General features: G+C 72.3%; 14 protein-coding genes. 9 read left to right on the top strand and 5 right to left on the bottom strand.

Translation table 11 applies throughout. The features are described 5' to 3' along the window. Nucleotides 1-170 precede the first annotated feature (170 nt). Complete coding sequence (locus tag ABD329_RS05280) at nucleotides 171-338, bottom strand: hypothetical protein (RefSeq protein ID WP_198282191.1); 168 nt, start codon at nucleotides 336-338, stop codon at nucleotides 171-173. Nucleotides 339-516: 178 nt separating this feature from the next. Here ABD329_RS05280 and upp point away from each other — a divergent pair, with 178 nt between their 5' ends. After that, nucleotides 517-1,152, top strand: coding sequence for a uracil phosphoribosyltransferase (upp, locus tag ABD329_RS05275; RefSeq protein WP_198282192.1), 636 nt, complete (start codon nucleotides 517-519; stop codon nucleotides 1,150-1,152). 214 nt (nucleotides 1,153-1,366) lie between these two features. Here upp and ABD329_RS05270 read toward each other — a convergent pair whose 3' ends face one another. Both ABD329_RS05270 and ABD329_RS05265 read right to left on the bottom strand, forming a co-directional pair. Further along, the gene (locus tag ABD329_RS05270; protein ID WP_246618630.1) at nucleotides 1,367-2,059 is read right to left on the bottom strand and encodes a LytR C-terminal domain-containing protein; all 693 of its coding nucleotides are present in this window, start codon (nucleotides 2,057-2,059) and stop codon (nucleotides 1,367-1,369) included. Between the two features lie 132 nt (nucleotides 2,060-2,191). Next, nucleotides 2,192-2,491 (bottom strand): type II toxin-antitoxin system VapB family antitoxin, encoded by a 300-nt coding sequence (locus ABD329_RS05265; protein WP_014061825.1) that lies wholly within the window; start codon nucleotides 2,489-2,491, stop codon nucleotides 2,192-2,194. Nucleotides 2,492-2,923: 432 nt separating this feature from the next. On the opposite strand from ABD329_RS05265, the gene ABD329_RS05260 reads away from it, so the two are divergent. After that, entirely contained in the window at nucleotides 2,924-4,513 is a 1,590-nt protein-coding gene (locus ABD329_RS05260) for an SDR family oxidoreductase (protein ID WP_198278436.1), read from the top strand. A 33-nt stretch (nucleotides 4,514-4,546) separates the two neighbouring features. On the opposite strand, the gene ABD329_RS05255 is transcribed toward ABD329_RS05260, so the two are convergent. After that, on the bottom strand, nucleotides 4,547-5,860 hold the full coding sequence (locus ABD329_RS05255; RefSeq protein ID WP_198278437.1) for a cytochrome P450: 1,314 nt from the start codon (nucleotides 5,858-5,860) through the stop codon (nucleotides 4,547-4,549). A 166-nt stretch (nucleotides 5,861-6,026) separates the two neighbouring features. On the opposite strand from ABD329_RS05255, the gene ABD329_RS05250 reads away from it, so the two are divergent. Continuing rightward, nucleotides 6,027-6,437, top strand: a complete 411-nt coding sequence (locus tag ABD329_RS05250; protein ID WP_198278438.1) for a BlaI/MecI/CopY family transcriptional regulator — start codon at nucleotides 6,027-6,029, stop codon at nucleotides 6,435-6,437. 3 nt (nucleotides 6,438-6,440) lie between these two features. Continuing rightward, complete coding sequence (locus ABD329_RS05245) at nucleotides 6,441-7,388, top strand: M56 family metallopeptidase (RefSeq protein ID WP_198278439.1); 948 nt, start codon at nucleotides 6,441-6,443, stop codon at nucleotides 7,386-7,388. 134 nt (nucleotides 7,389-7,522) lie between these two features. Here ABD329_RS05245 and ABD329_RS05240 read toward each other — a convergent pair whose 3' ends face one another. Next, entirely contained in the window at nucleotides 7,523-7,978 is a 456-nt protein-coding gene (locus tag ABD329_RS05240) for a tellurite resistance TerB family protein (protein WP_037956900.1), read from the bottom strand. Between the two features lie 316 nt (nucleotides 7,979-8,294). On the opposite strand from ABD329_RS05240, the gene ABD329_RS05235 reads away from it, so the two are divergent. From ABD329_RS05235 to ABD329_RS05215, 5 genes are all read left to right on the top strand, one after another. After that, nucleotides 8,295-9,389 (top strand): acyltransferase family protein, encoded by a 1,095-nt coding sequence (locus tag ABD329_RS05235; protein ID WP_198278440.1) that lies wholly within the window; start codon nucleotides 8,295-8,297, stop codon nucleotides 9,387-9,389. A gap of 148 nt (nucleotides 9,390-9,537) precedes the next feature. After that, nucleotides 9,538-11,934: a terpene synthase family protein gene (locus ABD329_RS05230; protein WP_344316015.1), complete on the top strand. Its 2,397-nt coding sequence runs from the start codon at nucleotides 9,538-9,540 to the stop codon at nucleotides 11,932-11,934. Between the two features lie 142 nt (nucleotides 11,935-12,076). Next, nucleotides 12,077-12,796, top strand: coding sequence for an SLC5/6 family protein (locus ABD329_RS05225; RefSeq protein WP_198278441.1), 720 nt, complete (start codon nucleotides 12,077-12,079; stop codon nucleotides 12,794-12,796). Continuing rightward, complete coding sequence (locus ABD329_RS05220; RefSeq protein WP_198278442.1) at nucleotides 12,793-14,217, top strand: amidase; 1,425 nt, start codon at nucleotides 12,793-12,795, stop codon at nucleotides 14,215-14,217. Before ABD329_RS05225 ends, ABD329_RS05220 begins: the two co-directional genes overlap by 4 nt. A gap of 94 nt (nucleotides 14,218-14,311) precedes the next feature. Further along, nucleotides 14,312-15,568, top strand: coding sequence for a PucR family transcriptional regulator (locus tag ABD329_RS05215; RefSeq protein WP_198278443.1), 1,257 nt, complete (start codon nucleotides 14,312-14,314; stop codon nucleotides 15,566-15,568). Nucleotides 15,569-15,861: the final 293 nt, after the last annotated feature.

Raw genomic sequence — 15,861 nt, 5'->3', positions numbered from 1 at the left:
GGGCGGGCGGGACAGTGTCCCGCCCCAATCGGAATCGTGGCAGAAACCGTCGCTTCGCGAGAGGTCTTCCACGCTGCGTCGTGCACCAGTCCAAAGAGATGTGGCTCACGCGGACGGAATCGAAACACGCGGAAACCGTCTCCGGCGGTTGGGCGGAAACCCACCGGGGCTCACCAGGAGAACGTCCGCAGGTGTATCGCCCGGCGCATCCGGGCCGCGCGGGCCTGCCGGGGACGCACCTGGTTCCGCACCGCCCGGGCCTCGTTCAGCGCGCGCAGGAAGCGGTCGCGACGGCGGCGGCGGTCCGCGGCGGTTTCCCTCGCGGTCGCGTCGGCCATGGTCACTCACTCCTCGGGGCCGAGGTGTCGCCCGGTGGGAGCCCGGACGCTGTTGCCCACTTTCCCCCGAATCAGCGGTTTGATGCCACTACGGCGGCAGACGGTCGAGCGCGGGGCGGCGCACGGGGGGCGTCACCGGCGGGAGCCGGGCTCCGGGGGCTCGGTTAGTGTCGTTGCCATGCGGATCCACGTCGTCGACCACCCGCTGGTGGCGCACAAACTCACCACGCTGCGCGACAAGCGCACCGACTCCCCCACCTTCCGGCGGCTCGCCGACGAGCTGGTGACCCTGCTCGCGTACGAGGCCACGCGCGATGTGCGCACCGAGCAGGTCGACATCGAGACCCCCGTGACGGCCACGACCGGGGTACGGCTGTCCCATCCGCGCCCCATGGTCGTGCCGATCCTGCGGGCCGGTCTCGGGATGCTCGACGGCATGGTGCGGCTGCTGCCCACCGCCGAGGTCGGCTTCCTGGGCATGATCCGTGACGAGGAGACGCTCCAGGCGTCCACCTATGCCACCCGGATGCCCGAGGACCTCTCCGGCCGTCAGGTCTACGTCCTGGACCCGATGCTCGCCACCGGCGGGACGCTGGTCGCGGCGATCAGGGAGCTGATATCGCGGGGCGCCGACGATGTGACCGCGCTGTGTCTGCTGGCGGCGCCCCAGGGCGTCGAGCTCATGGAGCGCGAGCTCGCCGGGGCGCCGGTGACGGTGGTCACCTCGTCCGTCGACGAGCGGCTCAACAAGCAGGGGTACATCGTGCCGGGGCTCGGCGACGCGGGCGACCGGATGTACGGGACCGCGGGCTGAGTCGCTAGGGGGGCCGACGGTACGGCGTAGGTCTGCGGCGGGCTGATCCCCTCCCCGCCCCTCCCCGCCCCTTCCCGCGACTGTGGCCCCGCCCCAGACCCCGGGGTCCGGGGGCGAAGCCCCTGGAACGCGGCTCCGTCGCGTGGTCCGCCAGACACCCGGCAAGGGCGTGGGTCCGACCCGCCGCTGAGGCACCGGGAGCCGAGCCCGGCCCTCAGCGGCAGGGCGATCCGGAGGGCGCGGGCGAGGGCTTGGCCAGGGCGGCCAGCGCCTTGTTCGCGTCCTTCTGTTCGACCAGGTCCTTGAAACCGTTGCCGATGATCAGGTCGATGTCCTTGCCGTCGCGCGCGTCGTTCTTGGTCTGGGCGCCGGTGAGCTGCGTACCGAGCACATTGAAGGCCCCGTCGCCGGCGCCGGGTGCGCCGAGCAGTATCCCGGTGGCCTTGACCTTCTTGTCGTACTGGGTCGGGGCGTTGCCCACCTTCCCGATCTTGAAGCCGCGCTTCTCCAGCTCCTTGGCGGTGTCCTTGGCGAGGCCGGAGCGCGTGGTCGCGTTGTAGACGTTGACCGTGATCTGGGAGGGCTTCGGCAGCTTGCCGCCCGTACGGCCGCCCTGGCCGCTCTGGCCGCTGTCGGACCGGCCGGACTTGGCGTTCTCGTCGGGGTGCTTGCCGCCGCGCTCGCAGTCCCCGGTGCCGTGCGCCGCGCGGACCTTCTGGCCGCCGCTGTCGCCGGAGAAGACGTCGATGAGCTGAAGTGTTCCCCACCCGACCAGGCCGAGCGCCAGAACCGAGCCGAAGGCGGTGAACATCAGCCGCCGGCGGCTCCGGGGCCGGCTCATCCGCGGGTAGCGATCGCCCGTAATGCGGTACTTTCCGCCCATGCCGGGAGGGGTCAGCATGCTCATGTGCGCAGCGTAGTGCGGCCAGGTGGCGATGCCTACTAAATGATCAATGGTTGGTGCTCAGACCAACCCGAAAGGGCCAACACGGATCGGAAGTCGATCAACGACGATCGGTCACCGGGGGCGGGGGCGCGGTCAGCCCTCGAGCTCCAGAACGCGCGCGTGCAGCACCTGGCGCTGCTGGAGCGCGGCGCGCACCGCCCGGTGCAGCCCGTCCTCCAGATAGAGGTCGCCCTGCCATTTCACGACATGGGCGAAGAGGTCCCCGTAGAACGTGGAGTCCTCGGCGAGCAGCGTCTCCAGGTCGAGCTGCTGCTTCGTCGTGACCAACTGGTCAAGACGTACCGGGCGTGGGGCGACATCCGCCCACTGGCGGGTGGATTCCCGGCCGTGGTCGGGATAGGGCCGACCGTTTCCGATGCGCTTGAAGATCACACGGAAAGCCTACCGGGCAAGCCCCTCCCGGCGCAGCCAAGGCGCTCGAGTGCCGGGCCGGAGCCGGGCCCCGCCGAACTCGGAAAATAGGAAAAAATTCCCGAAAGGGGCTAGGCGCTCATGGGGGCCCGGAGTAACGTAAATAACAGCCTGCGGGGCGAGCGAGGGAGCTCGACCGGAGAGGCGTTCAGAACAGAGGACGTAAGTCCCCCGGAGAGCGTCTTCTAGATGGCCGGGCTGAGAGGCTCGAAGGTCGGGGAGACCTGAGAGCGACCTCCAACACCTGATACGGACAATGCCGCCGAAGGGAGCCCACCTCGCAGGTTTTGTCCTGCGCCCACAGGTTTTGTCCCGCGCGGGAATCCCGCCTCGCGGGTTTCGTACCGTGAATCCCGCCTCGCGGGTTTCGTGCCGCCCGCGCACCATGGCCTCATGGCTGTTCCCCAGCGCCCGCCGGGCCCGCACGGCGCACCGGAGCCGCGCCGCTGCCTGGTGACTGGCGCCACCGGCTATATCGGCGGCAGGCTGGTCCCCGAGCTGCTGGCCGCGGGGCATCAGGTGCGGTGTGTCGCCCGCTCGCCCGAGAAGCTGCGTGACCAGCCCTGGGCGGGGCGGGTGGAGACGGTACGCGGCGATGTGACCGACGAGGAGTCCGTGGGCGCCGCCATGGAGGGCGTGGACGTCGCGTACTACCTGGTCCATGCCCTGGGCACCGGATCCGGCTTCGAGGAGACCGACCGCCGCGCCGCCCGGATCTTCGGCGAGCGGGCCCGGGCCGCCGGGGTGCGCCGGATCGTCTACCTCGGCGGGCTGACCCCCGGGGGCGTCCCCGAACGCGCGCTCTCGCCCCATCTGCGGTCCCGGGCCGAGGTGGGCCGGGTGCTGCTGGACTCCGGGGTGCCGACGGCCGTGCTGCGGGCCGGGGTGATCATCGGCTCGGGCTCGGCCTCGTTCGAGATGCTGCGCTATCTCACCGAGCGGCTGCCGGTGATGGTGACGCCCCGCTGGGTGCGCACCCGCACCCAGCCCATCGCCGTCCGCGATGTGCTGCGGCTGCTGGTGGGCTGCGCCACGCTGCCCGACGAGGTGCACCGGACCTTCGACATCGGCGGCCCCGACGTCCTCACCTACCGCGCCATGATGCGGCGGTACGCGCGGGTGACCGGGCTGCGGCGGCGGCTGATCGTGCCCGTACCGGTGCTCACCCCCCGGCTTTCCAGCCTGTGGGTCGGCCTGGTCACCCCCGTACCCGGCGCCCTCGCCCGCCCGCTGGTGGAGTCGCTGCGCCATGAAGTGGTCTGCGCCGAACGGGACATCACCCGCTATGTGCCGGACCCGCCGGGCGGGCCGCTCGGCGTGGACCGGGCGCTGGAGCTGGCCCTGCGGCGGATCCGCGACGCGGAGGTGGCCACCCGCTGGTCCTCCGCCGCCACCCCCGGCGCGCCCAGCGATCCGCTGCCCACCGACCCCGACTGGTCGGGCGGCAGCCTCTACCAGGACCGTCGCGAGCGCGCGGTGGACGCCTCGCCGGGGGACCTCTGGCGGGTGGTGGAGGGGATCGGCGGTGCGAACGGGTGGTACTCGCTGCCGCTCGCCTGGGCGCTGCGCGGCTGGATCGACACCCTGGTGGGCGGCGTCGGGCTGCGCCGGGGCCGCCGGGACGCGGCGCGGCTCAGAGTGGGGGACAGCCTCGACTTCTGGCGGGTGGAGGAGGTCCTGCCGCCCCGGCTGCTGCGGCTGCGCGCCGAGATGCGGCTGCCGGGCCTGGCCTGGCTGGAGATGGTGGTCGACCGGGACGCGCGGGGCGGGACGGTGTACCGGCAGCGGGCGCTGTTCCATCCGCGCGGCCTCGCCGGGCATCTGTACTGGTGGTCGGTCGCCCCGTGCCACGCGCTCGTCTTCGGCGGTATGGCCCGGAACATCGCCGCCCGGGCCGAGAGGGGCGAGGCCGGGACGGGCAGGGGCGGGAAGGACGCGGCCGGGACGAGAGCGTCCGCGCCGTCCGCGTTCCGCGCCCGGTGAGGCCCGCTGGTCCGCGGCGCCCGGCTCCCGTCGTCACCGGGACCCGTTCGGGGAGCCATTCCGGGATCCGTCGGGGGACCCGTTCGCGGACCGGTCCGCGGACCGGCCCGGCCGCAGCCCCTCGAAGGCGAGCGGCAGATGCCGTGGCCCGCGCAGCACCGCGTTGCGCCGGTAGGTCGGCGGGTCCTCCAGCAGCCGGGGCCCGTCCAGCCGGCGGGCCAGCTCGGTCAGCGCGATCTGCGCCTCCAGCCGGGCCAGCGGGGCGCCGAAGCAGCTGTGGACGCCGCTGCCGAAGCCGAGGTGCTGGTTGTCCCTGCGCTGTGGATCGAACCGGTCGGGGTCGGGGAACCGCTGCGGATCGCGGTTGCCCGACGCCAGCAGCAGCCAGACGGACGCCCCCTGGGGGATGGTCACGCCCGCGATGTCGATCTCCGAGAGCGGGGTGCGCCGGGGGAGCATCTGCACCGGCGGATCGAACCGCAGCAGCTCCTCCACCAGCGGCACGACCAGATGGGGATCCTTGCGCAGCCGGGCGAGCACATCTGGGTTGCGCAGCAGCGTCAGCATCCCGTTGGTGATCAGGTTGACGGTGGTCTCGTGCCCCGCCACCAGCAGCAGCGCCGCGGTGCTCAGCAGCTCCACCCGACTCATCCGCCCCTCCGGACCCGCCCCGCCGACCAGGGCCGAGAGCATGTCGTCGCCGGGCGCGCGACGGCGCTCCTCGATCAGTTCGGACAGATACGTGGCCAGTTCCGTACGGGCCCGCCGGGTGATCCGCCGCCGCTCGGCGGCGTCCGCGTCCGGGCCGGGGTCCGGACCGGCGGCGAGGGTGTCGGCCCAGGCGTGGAAGCGCGGCTCGTCCTCCCGTGGCACCCCGAGCAGCCGGCAGATCACGGTCACCGGGAAGGGGTAGGAGAAGTGGTCCACGAGATCGATCCGGTCCCGCCCCTCGAAGCCGTCGATCAGCTCGCCGACGATACGGGTGAGTTCACCGCGCATCTCGTGGAGCCGGCGCGGGGTGTGCGGCGGGCCGAAGGGCGCCGTCGCGAGCCGGCGCAGCCGGTCGTGCTCGGGCGGGTCCAGCCTCAGGAAGCTGGGCGGCAGCCCCGGGTCGTCGTCCTCCTCGGGCAGCTCCGAGGCGGCCCGGGGGTCCAGGTTGCGCGCGTCGGAGCTGAGCCGGGGGTCGTGCAGCAGACCGTGGATCTCCCAGTAGGTGGAGACGATGTACGGTCCCCCCTCGTCGTGCACCACGGGCGTCTTGCGCAGCTCGGCGTAGATCGGGTACGGGTCGGCTCGATGGGCGTAGTCGGTGATCTGCCGTACGAGCGAGCCTTGCGTCTGCGTCATGGCTGAGTGCGTTCCTTCGTCGGGGTCGGCCCCCTGCTCAGCATCGGTGAGGCGGCCCGGGCCCGCCCGTACAGCCAGGCCAAAGGGGCGAACGCGGAAGCGTGGCCCGCTCGCTACGATGGAGCGCCGCGCGCCGGGCGCGTGCGGTGTGGAAGGAGACGGTGTGATGGACCACGACCGGACCGGCGGGCCCGGCTGGCCCCGCCGCCCCCGTCGGCGTGGCCAGGGCGAACTGGAGGCGCAGGTGCTCGTGGCGCTGAGCCGGGCGCCGGGGCCGGTGACGGCCGCATGGGTGCAGGAGCGGATCGAGGGCGAGCTCGCCTACACCACGGTCATGACCATCCTGTCCCGGCTGCACGCCAAACAGGCCGTGACCCGTGAGCGCGCGGGCCGCTCCTTCGTCTGGCGGGCGGCGTCGGACGAGGCGGGGCTCGCGGCGCTGCGGATGCGCCGGGTGCTGGACGGCCAGGACGACCGCGAGGCGGTCCTGGCCAGCTTTGTGACCGGGCTGACCCAGGACGACGAGCGGCTGCTGCGCGACCTGCTGACCGACGTGGCGGAGGAGCCGGAGGACTGACCGATGGGCGTCTTCGTCTTCCTCCCGCTGGTTCTGCCCCTGACGGCGCTGCCGATCGCCCGGCTCGCCGAGCAACATCTCCATCCGCGCACCGCCACCCGGCTGCTGACGCTCGTCGGTACCGTCCTCGCGGTGTGCTCCACGCTGTGCCTGGGGCTGCTGATGGTCGTCGGCACCGCGCAGCTGCCGGGAAACCCGCTGCCGGACAGCTGGTCCGACCCCGAGGTACGGGCGGCGGTGCCCTTTGACGTGGTGGCCGGGAAGGCGGCGATCGGCGCGCTGGCGGCGGTGGCCGTCTCCTGCACGGCCACCTGTCTGCGCCATGGCCGGGTGCGGCGGGAGGCCCGGCTCGCGCTCGCCGGGCTGCCGGAGTCGCCGGTCGCGGTGTTGCCGGACGACAAGGCGTACGCGTACGCGCTGCCCGGCACCTCCGGGCGAACCGGGAAGCCGGGCCGGATCGTCGTCTCCACCGGGATGCTGGACAGCCTTGAGCCCCGTGAGCGGCGAGCCCTGATCGCACATGAGCGCGCCCATCTGACCGCGCACCACCACCGCCACCTGCTGGCCGCACAGCTCTCGGCGCGGGCCAACCCGCTGCTGCGGCCGCTGCGGGCCGCGGTGGAGTACTGCGCCGAGCGCTGGGCGGACGAGGAGGCGGCCCGGGAGGTCGGCGACCGCAGGGTCACGGCGCGGGCGGTCGGCAAGGCCGCCCTGGTCTCCCGGGGCACGCCGGGCCCGGCGCTCGCCGGGTTCGCCGCGCCGGGGCCGGTGCCGCGCAGGGTCGCGGCGCTGCTGGAGCCGGTGGAACCGTCCCGGCACTGGCCGCCGACGTGGACGGCGGCGGGGCTGGCCCTGTGGATCGCGGCGGTGGGCACCGCCGCGTCCGCGCTGTCCTCGGCGAACGCGGCGGTCGCCCTGGTCCTCGTCCTGCACGCCGCGACCCCGCTGTAGCTCCGGGTCGCGCCCTTACGACTCGCGGGGCGGCCGTACCGGCTTGTGGCGGCCGTCCGGCTCATGGCCTACGTGGCCTACGTGGCCTACGTGGCCTACGGGGTCGCCTTACGGCTCTTACGCCTCGGCTCGTCCTACAGGTCGAACTCGGCCGGCGGGAGCTCCAGCGTGAAGCACGCCTCGCGGACCATGGCCTGCTCGGTCTTGTCGAAGTTGCCGTCCGCGCCACCGATGACGATGCCGATCTGGATCACGGCGCGCGCCTCGGCGGGCTTCTTCTTGGCCTTGGCGACCTCCTGCATCACGCTCACCTTGCCGAAGTCGAAGTCGGTGGTGAGCTTGTTGACGTAGTCGTTGAAGCGGCGCTGGAGATCGTCGGCCGGGAAGTTCTGCAACACCTCGTTGGTGGCGATCAGCTGGGCGACGCGCTGCCGCTCGGACGGGTCGACCGAGCCGTCCGCCGCCGCCACCAGGGCACACATCGCCATGCTCGCGTCGCGGAAGGCGCCGCTCTTCAAGTCGTTCTTCTTCGAGACGAGCTGAGTCTGCATCGTCTGGGCGGACTCCCTGATGCGGTCCCACAGGGCCATGGCCACTCACACTCCATAGGGTCGTTAGGATCTACAGTTGTGTAGAAGCTAGCAGGCGGGGTCGGTCAAGGCCGGGCGGATCGGCCCCTCTTCATCACTGATGTGAACTGACCGGAGAGGTAAAGAAGTTCCCAAGTTGGGGAGGTGACGGATGCGCTGGGCTGGACGTAAACCCTTGTGCGCGAGAGCTGAGCCTTTTGGGGCATGGGCTCGCGAGCGCCACTATGGTGCGTGGAATGTTCCCCTCCGCAACCCTCCGCCGAAATTCAGAAAGAGCCCGGATTTTCCCCGCAGGTTTCCCGGGAGGGCATATGTGATGAACGTCTCGCACTTACTGCCGACACTGCCCGCGCGGCGCGCCCCGGCGTCCCCGCCCGCCAAGGCGGCACCGGCTCCGTCCCCCGCGCCGAAACAACGCGACGCGTTCTTCGACAACGCCAAATACCTGGCGATCGTGCTGGTCGCCATGGGACACGCGTGGGAGCCACTGCGAGGCGGCAGCAGAGCGGCATCCGCGCTCTATATGACCGTCTACACGTTCCATATGCCGGCGTTCATTCTCATCTCCGGGTACTTCTCGCGGAATTTCGATCTGCGGCCGGACCGGCTCAAGCGTCTGATCACGGGTGTCGCCGTTCCGTACGTCCTCTTCGAGGTCGCGTACACCTTCTTCAAACGGTGGGCGGACGACGATCCGTCCTATCCGATCAGTCTGCTCGACCCCTGGTACCTGACCTGGTTTCTGATCGCGCTCTTCGTCTGGCGGCTGACCACGCCGCTGTGGCGGATCGCGCGGTGGCCGGTGGCGCTGGCCCTCACCATCGCCGCGCTCGCCGCCTGCTCACCGAATATCGGTGACGACCTCGATCTCCAGCGGGTGCTTCAGTTCCTGCCCTTCTTCGTGCTGGGGCTGCACCTGCGTCCCGAGCACTTCCGGATGGTGCGGCGGCGCGGGGTCAGACTGCTGTCGGTGCCGGTGGTCGCGGCCACCGTGGTCTTCGCCTACTGGGCCGTGCCGCGGATGAACCCGGCGTGGTTCTACCGCCGGGACAGCGCGCAGGAGCTCGGTGCGCCGTGGTGGGTCGGCACGGTCATGACGTTCGCCCTCTTCGGCTGCTCCATGGTGCTCACCGTGTGCTTCCTCGCCTGGGTGCCCCGGCGCCGGATGTGGTTCACGGCGCTCGGCGCCGGGACGCTGTACGGCTATCTGCTGCACGGCTTCCTCGCCAAGGGCTCCCGCTTCTGGGACTGGTACGACCACCCGTGGCCGCACCGGCCGCTGGGGGAGATCGCGGTGACGGCGGTGGCGGTGGCCGTGGTGACGGCCCTGTGCGCGCCGCCCGTCCAGCGGGCGTTCCGGTTCGCGATGGAGCCGCGGATGGAATGGGCCTTCCGGAGACGCGACGGGTGATCGGCGGGCCGGTCATGGGAGCGCAGTTGTGTGACTAATTGGGCTTTCGGATAGGCCAGTTGTGGGATGGGTAGCCCGTAGCCGACCCCGGCCCGTAGCCGTACGACGGTTACGGGCCACCGTCGCACGGAGAGGTGCCGGCCCAGCAGTGACACAGCCCTTTCGACTCCCCGACTTCTACATGCCGTATCCGGCGCGGCTGAACCCCCATGTCCAGGCGGCACGGGAGCACTCCACCCGATGGGCCCGCGAGATGGGAATGCTCGAGGGCTCGGGGATCTGGGAGCAGGAGGATCTCGACGCCCACGACTACGCCCTGCTGTGCGCGTACACCCACCCCGACTGCTCCGGCGCGGAGCTCTCGCTGGTCACGGACTGGTATGTGTGGGTGTTCTTCTTCGACGACCACTTCCTGGAGACGTTCAAGCGCTCCCAGGACCGTGCGGCCGGCAAGGCGTATCTCGACCGGCTGCCCGCCTTCATGCCGATGGACCCGGCCGCCGGGACCCCGGAGCCCACCAACCCGGTCGAGGCGGGGCTCGCGGATCTGTGGGCGCGGACGGTGCCCTCGATGTCGGCGGACTGGCGGGCGCGGTTCCGGGAGAGCACCGAGAACCTGCTCAACGAATCGCTCTGGGAGCTCTCGAACATCAACATCCACCGGATCCCCAATCCGGTCGAGTACATCGAGATGCGCCGTAAGGTCGGCGGCGCGCCCTGGTCGGCCGGGCTGGTGGAGCACGCGGTGGGGGCCGAGGTGCCGGCGGTGATCGCCGGGTCGCGGCCGATGCGGGTGTTGCGGGACGCCTTCGCGGACGCGGTGCACCTGCGCAACGACCTGTTCTCGTACCAGCGGGAGATCGAGGACGAGGGCGAGCTCAGCAATGGCGTCCTGGTCCTGGAGACGTTCCTGTGCTGCACCACCCAGGAGGCGGCCGACTCCGTCAATGAGCTGCTCACCTCACGGTTGCAGCAGTTCGAGGACACCGCCCTCACCGAGCTCGGGCCGCTCTTCGCCGAGCACGGTCTGGACCCGGCGGCCTGCGCGGGGGTCCTCGCCTACGTCAAGGGGCTCCAGGACTGGCAGTCCGGCGGCCATGAGTGGCATCTGCGCTCCAGCCGGTACATGAACGGCGCGCACGGTGCGGACGGCCCGGAGAGTGCGGACGGCGGCGCGAACGGCCTGGAGGGTGCGAACGGCCTGGAAGGCGCGGACGGCCCGGAGGGTGCGAACGGCCCTGGGGGTGCGAACGGCCCGGACAAGGCCCCGGCGTGGTCGCCCTTCGCGCTCAGCGGGCTCGGCACCTCCGCGGCGAGCCTGCCGCTGACCACGGGCCGGGCGGAGGCGGCCAGGACCCGCAGGTTCAGCCATGTCCCGTTCCGGCGGACCGGGCCCGCCCTGCTGCCGGACTTCTTCATGCCGTTCACCCTCCGGCTCAATCGGCATCTGCCCGCCGCCCGCGACCACCTGGCCGACTGGACACGCCGGATGGGCATCCTCGGACCGCAGCCCGGTGTCCCCGGTTCGCACGTCTGGGACGAGCGGCGGATGCTCGCCGCCGACCTCCCGCTGTGCGCGGCCGGAATCCACCCGGACGGCTCCCCGGACGAGCTCGATCTGGCGTCGGGCTGGCTGGCCTGGGGCACCTACGCGGACGACTACTACCCGGCGGTCTTCGGTCGCACCCACGACCTGGCCGGGGCCCGGGCCTGCAACGCCCGGCTCGGCGCGTTCATGCCGCTCGACGCGGGCCCCACCCCGACCCCGGCGAACGCGCTGGAGCGGTCGCTGGCCGACCTGTGGAGCCGTACGGCGGGCCCGATGGCGGACCAGCCGCGCCGTGAACTCCGTAAGGCCGTCGAGAACATGACCGCCAGCTGGCTGTGGGAGCTGGTCAACCACACCAAGAACCGGATCCCCGACCCGGTCGACTACATCGAGATGCGCCGCCACACCTTCGGCTCCGACCTCACCATGAGCCTGTGCCGACTGGCGCGCGAACGGCGGGTGCCGCCCGAGATCTACGCCAGTGGCCCGGTCCGGTCGCTGGAGAACGCCGCCATGGACTACGCGACGCTGCTGAACGACGTCTTCTCGTACCAGAAGGAGATCGAGTTCGAGGGCGAGGTCCACAACGGCGTCCTCGTCGTCCAGAACTTCTTCGACTGCGACTATCCGACCGGGGTCGCCGTCGTGAACGATCTGATGACGTCCCGGATGCGGCAGTTCCAGCATGTCGCGGCGCATGAGTTCCCGGTGCTGTACGACGACTTCGGCCTGGAGCCGGAGGTCCGGAAGGCGATGGAGGGCTATGTGGGGGAGCTGCGCGACTGGATGTCCGGGATCCTGAACTGGCACCGGGAGGTCGCGCGCTACCGGGAGGACGAGCTGCTCCGCGCCCACCGGCGGCCGGTGGGGACCGGGACCGTGGCGGGCGCCGGGGCCGGTTCGGGGGCGCGGCCGGTGGCCCCGTGGCACGGGCCCACCGGGCTCGGCACCTCGGCCGCGCGGGTTTCAGCGCCCGCCGCCGGACCACGTACGTAGGGACCGTAAGGACCTCCGTAACGACCGTAAGGTCCTCGGGAACGAGACCCCGGGCCGACCGCCCCGCCTTTGTCCGCCGGGACAAGGCGGGGCGGCCGCTTGTTGGCCGTCCGGCACGATGCCCGCCGCGCGGGGTGGCCTGTTGAATGCCGCGCAGTCCCCCGCGCCGGGCGGGGACGGTGCCGGGGACCCGGACGGGATTCTGCTGACGCTCGCCCAGGGCGCTCTGCCGGGCTGGGCCACCGGGCTGGTCGTGGTGGCCGCGGCGGCGTCCGCGATGGTGCCGGCCGGGGCGATGTGCGTCGGCATCTCGACCCTGGTGGCGCGGAATCTGCTGCCCGCCCGCCGGGAGGCGGCCCGGATGGCGGTCAACCACAGTGTGGTCGTCCTGGCCATCGGACTCGCCCTCACCCTCGGCATTCTGCGGCCGGGGCTGCTGGCCGACCTTCAGCTGCTCACGGTGAGCGGCTTCATCCAGATCGTGCCGGGGCTGCTGGCGGCGATCGGCCGCCGACGGCTGCTGACCGCCCCGGGGGCGCTGGCGGGCCTGGTGACCGGTGAGGCGGTGGTGACCTGGCTGACCCTGGCCGAGGTGGAGACCCACCATGTGAACGCGGGTCTGGTCGCGCTGGCGGTCAATGTGCTGGTGGCGGCCGCCGTGACGGCGCTCTTCCGCCGCCCGGTCGCTTCCCCAACCATGGATTCCGCCCTTGGGGCCCATGAGGACCGTAAGGACCGTGAGACCCGTAAGGACCGTGAGACCCGCAAGGACCGTGAAACCAGTAAGGACCGTGGGCCTCATGGGGCCCGCGGTCCGAAGACCCGCGCAGCGATGACCACCGAGGAAGGCGAGCGACCGTGACGACGACGGACGACGATCTCTGCTTCAGGACCGCACTGGACCTCAGCGCGCTGCTGCGCTCCCGCGAGCTGTCCGCGCGCGAGCTGCTGGAGGCCCATCTGGCCCGTATCGAACGGGTCAACCCGGCCGTCAACGCGATCGTCACCCTCGTCGCGGACCGCGCCCGCGAGGCCGCCCGGCAGGCCGATGAGCGGATCGCGGCGGGGGAGGAGCTCGGGCCGCTGCACGGGCTGCCCATCGCCCACAAGGACCTCCACAACACCGCGGGCATCCGCACCAGCCATGGCTCGCCGCTCGCCGACGGCGTGCCCGACCAGGACGATCTGCTGATCGAGCGGATACGGGCCGCCGGGGCGATCACCCTCGGCAAGACCAACGTGCCCGAGTTCGGGGCCGGTTCGCACACCTTCAACCCCATATTCGGCGCCACCCACAACCCGCACGACCTAGGCCGCAGCGCGGGCGGCAGCAGCGGGGGCGCGGCGGCCGCGCTGGCCTCCGGCATGGTCCCGATCGCGGACGGCAGCGACACCGGCGGCTCGCTGCGCAACCCGGCCTCGTTCTGCAACGTCGTCGGTCTGCGCCCATCGCCGGGGCGCGTCCCCAACTGGCCGTCCCTGACCGCCTGGAGCACCCTCAGCGTCAAGGGGCCGATGGCCCGTACCGTCGCCGACACCGCCCTGCTGCTGTCCGCCATCGCCGGGCCCGACGCGCGGTCGCCGATCGCCCTGGAGGAGCCCGGCGCCCGCTTCGCCCGCCCCCTGGACCGCGATCTGACGGGGCTGCGGGTGGCCTGGTCGCCGGATCTCGGAGGGCTGGTGCCGGTCGAGCCCGAGGTGGCCGCCGTGGTCGAGTCGGCGGCGGAGGTCTTCACCGGCCTCGGCTGTGCCGTGGAGCGGGCCTGCCCGGACCTGACCGAGGCCGAGGACGTCTTCCGCACGCTGCGCGCCTCGGCCTTCGAGGTCTCCTTCGGCCCGCTCATGGACCGCCACCCCGACGGGCTGAAGCGGGCGATCCGGGAGAACGCCGAGGAGGGGCGCAAGCTCACCGGGCCGGACATCGGCCGCGCGGAGGTGCTGCACACCCTGCTCTTCCACCGCGTACGGGAGTTCTTCGGCCGCTATGACGTGCTGCTGCTGCCGGTCAGCCAGGTGGTGCCGTTCGACGTCGGCATCGAGTACCCGACCGAGATCGCCGGGGTGGCCATGGACGACTATCTGGACTGGATGCGCTCGGCGTATCTGATCAGCTCGACCGGCAGCCCCGCGCTGTCCGTACCGGCCGGGTTCACGCCCGGCGGGCTCCCCGTCGGGGTGCAGATCGTCGGGCCGCACCGGGCGGACTTCGCGGTCCTCCAGGTCGGCCACGCCTTCGAGCGGGCCACCGGGCACTGGCGGCGGCGCCCGGCGGGGATCGAGTAGCGCGGACCCCTGGATAATCCGTGCCTCCGCGCATCAGAGTGAACGGGTCCGGGTAGTGCCCCGGCGACCACCGGCGCTGATGAGCGGAGGAGCCATGTACGACGACTCCGCGTACGGCGATGCCTCGGACGGTCTGCTTTCGCTGGCCACCAGGGCCGCCGGGCTGGCCGGCGGCCCGGTCACCATCGAGGACGACGCCTCCGAGCTGATCACCTACTCCCCCGGCCAGGAGAACTCGGACGACGCGCGCATCGCCACGATCCTCAGTCGCCGGGTGCCCGACCGGTACCGCGTCCTGCTGCGCACCGAGCATCTGGACGAGCGGCTGGCGGGTTCCTCCGGTCCGTTCTACGCGGATCTGCGCGGGGCCGGGATCCTGCCGCGCGCGGTCATGCCGATCCGGGCAGGTGACACGGCCATCGGCTCCATCTGGGCGATCGTGCAGTCCTCGCCGTCCCCCGAGCAGCGGGCCGCCCTGGAGGAGTCGGCCGCGTTGCTCGCGCCCCTGCTCGCCCGGCAGGCCGAGCGGCGGCTGGCCGCGGACGCGCGGCGGACCGCCGCCGTACGGGCGCTGCTCCGCGGCGGGGACGAGGCCGTCGAGACGGCCCGTGAGCTCCCGCTGGGGCCGGGGCCGCTGGCCGTGGTCGCCGTGCGCCCGCTGCCGTCGGCGCCCGCGCCTGCCTCCGGCGCGTACGGCGGCTTGTGCGACGGCCCGTACGACGGCATGTGCGCGGGCCCGGGCGGTCCGCCCGGCGATCCGCTGCGCCGGGCCCTCGCCGACCTGGACCGCAGGTTCTCCGCGTTCCAGCCCGGTGGGCTCAGCGCGGAGGTCGACGGTGTGGGCTATGCCGTGGTGCCGGTCGGTGACGAACAACGGCTGCTGCGGGCGGTGGGGGAGCTGCCGGGGATGGCGGCCGGGGTCGGCCGCACCGTCCCGGGGCCCGGTCGGCTCGGCCGTTCACGCGCCGACGCCGAGCTGGTGGTCCGGCTGCTCACCCGGCTCGGCGCGACGCGGGAACGCACCGCCCACATCCGCGACGTCCAGCTGGACGCCCTGCTCATGCGGACCGTGGACCTGGCCGTCGAGGCGGGTCACGATCCGCTGGGCGCGCTCGCGGAGCTGGAGGAGTACGACCGCAGGCGCGGCACCGCGCTGCTGGACAGCGTGGACCGCTATCTGGCCGCCGGGGAGGACGCCCGGCTGGCCGCCCGTCAGCTGCATGTCCACCCCAACACTTTGCGCTACCGGCTGCGGCGGGCGCAGGAGATCACCGGGCTCGATCTGAGCGACCCCGCCGCCATGTTCGACATCCGGCTGAGGCTGCGGCTGCGCGCGCTGCGTCTGCCGTAGGCGCGGACCGGCGGAGCTCAGGGAGTGTCCGACGGAGCTTGACGCCTGCGGCGGGCTGTTCCCCTCCCCGCCCCTTCCCACAACTGGGGCTCCGCCCAGACCCCGGGGTCCCGGGGCGAAGCTCCGCCGCGTGGTCCGCTGCGGCGCCGTCGTGGCTGGTCGCGCCCGCGCGGCGGGGCCGCACATTGACACAGCCCCGCGCCCCTTCGGGGCGCTGGGCTCCGTTTGTCCCCGGCGACAAGACCGGCCCGTGCGCTCTCGGCCTCCGGGCCAGTGCGGTGTCAGGCCCCCTC

Origin of the sequence: Streptomyces javensis, from assembly GCF_039525925.1 — a bacterium.
Classification (GTDB): Bacteria; Actinomycetota; Actinomycetes; order Streptomycetales; family Streptomycetaceae; genus Streptomyces; species Streptomyces asiaticus.
The sequence above is the reverse complement of the archived record's forward strand: the minus strand, read 5'-3'. Positions and strand labels throughout refer to the sequence as shown.

Excerpts from the sequence above, each read along its gene's own strand:
- ABD329_RS05280 (WP_198282191.1), bottom strand. The coding sequence starts at position 338 with ATGGCCGACGCGACCGCGAGGGAAACCGCCGCGGACCGCCGCCGCCGT.
- upp (WP_198282192.1), top strand. The coding sequence starts at position 517 with ATGCGGATCCACGTCGTCGACCACCCGCTGGTGGCGCACAAACTCACC.
- ABD329_RS05270 (WP_246618630.1), bottom strand. The coding sequence starts at position 2,059 with ATGAGCATGCTGACCCCTCCCGGCATGGGCGGAAAGTACCGCATTACG.
- ABD329_RS05260 (WP_198278436.1), top strand. The coding sequence starts at position 2,924 with ATGGCTGTTCCCCAGCGCCCGCCGGGCCCGCACGGCGCACCGGAGCCG.
- ABD329_RS05255 (WP_198278437.1), bottom strand. The coding sequence starts at position 5,860 with ATGACGCAGACGCAAGGCTCGCTCGTACGGCAGATCACCGACTACGCC.
- ABD329_RS05250 (WP_198278438.1), top strand. The coding sequence starts at position 6,027 with ATGGACCACGACCGGACCGGCGGGCCCGGCTGGCCCCGCCGCCCCCGT.
- ABD329_RS05245 (WP_198278439.1), top strand. The coding sequence starts at position 6,441 with ATGGGCGTCTTCGTCTTCCTCCCGCTGGTTCTGCCCCTGACGGCGCTG.
- ABD329_RS05240 (WP_037956900.1), bottom strand. The coding sequence starts at position 7,978 with ATGGCCCTGTGGGACCGCATCAGGGAGTCCGCCCAGACGATGCAGACT.
- ABD329_RS05235 (WP_198278440.1), top strand. The coding sequence starts at position 8,295 with ATGAACGTCTCGCACTTACTGCCGACACTGCCCGCGCGGCGCGCCCCG.
- ABD329_RS05215 (WP_198278443.1), top strand. The coding sequence starts at position 14,312 with ATGTACGACGACTCCGCGTACGGCGATGCCTCGGACGGTCTGCTTTCG.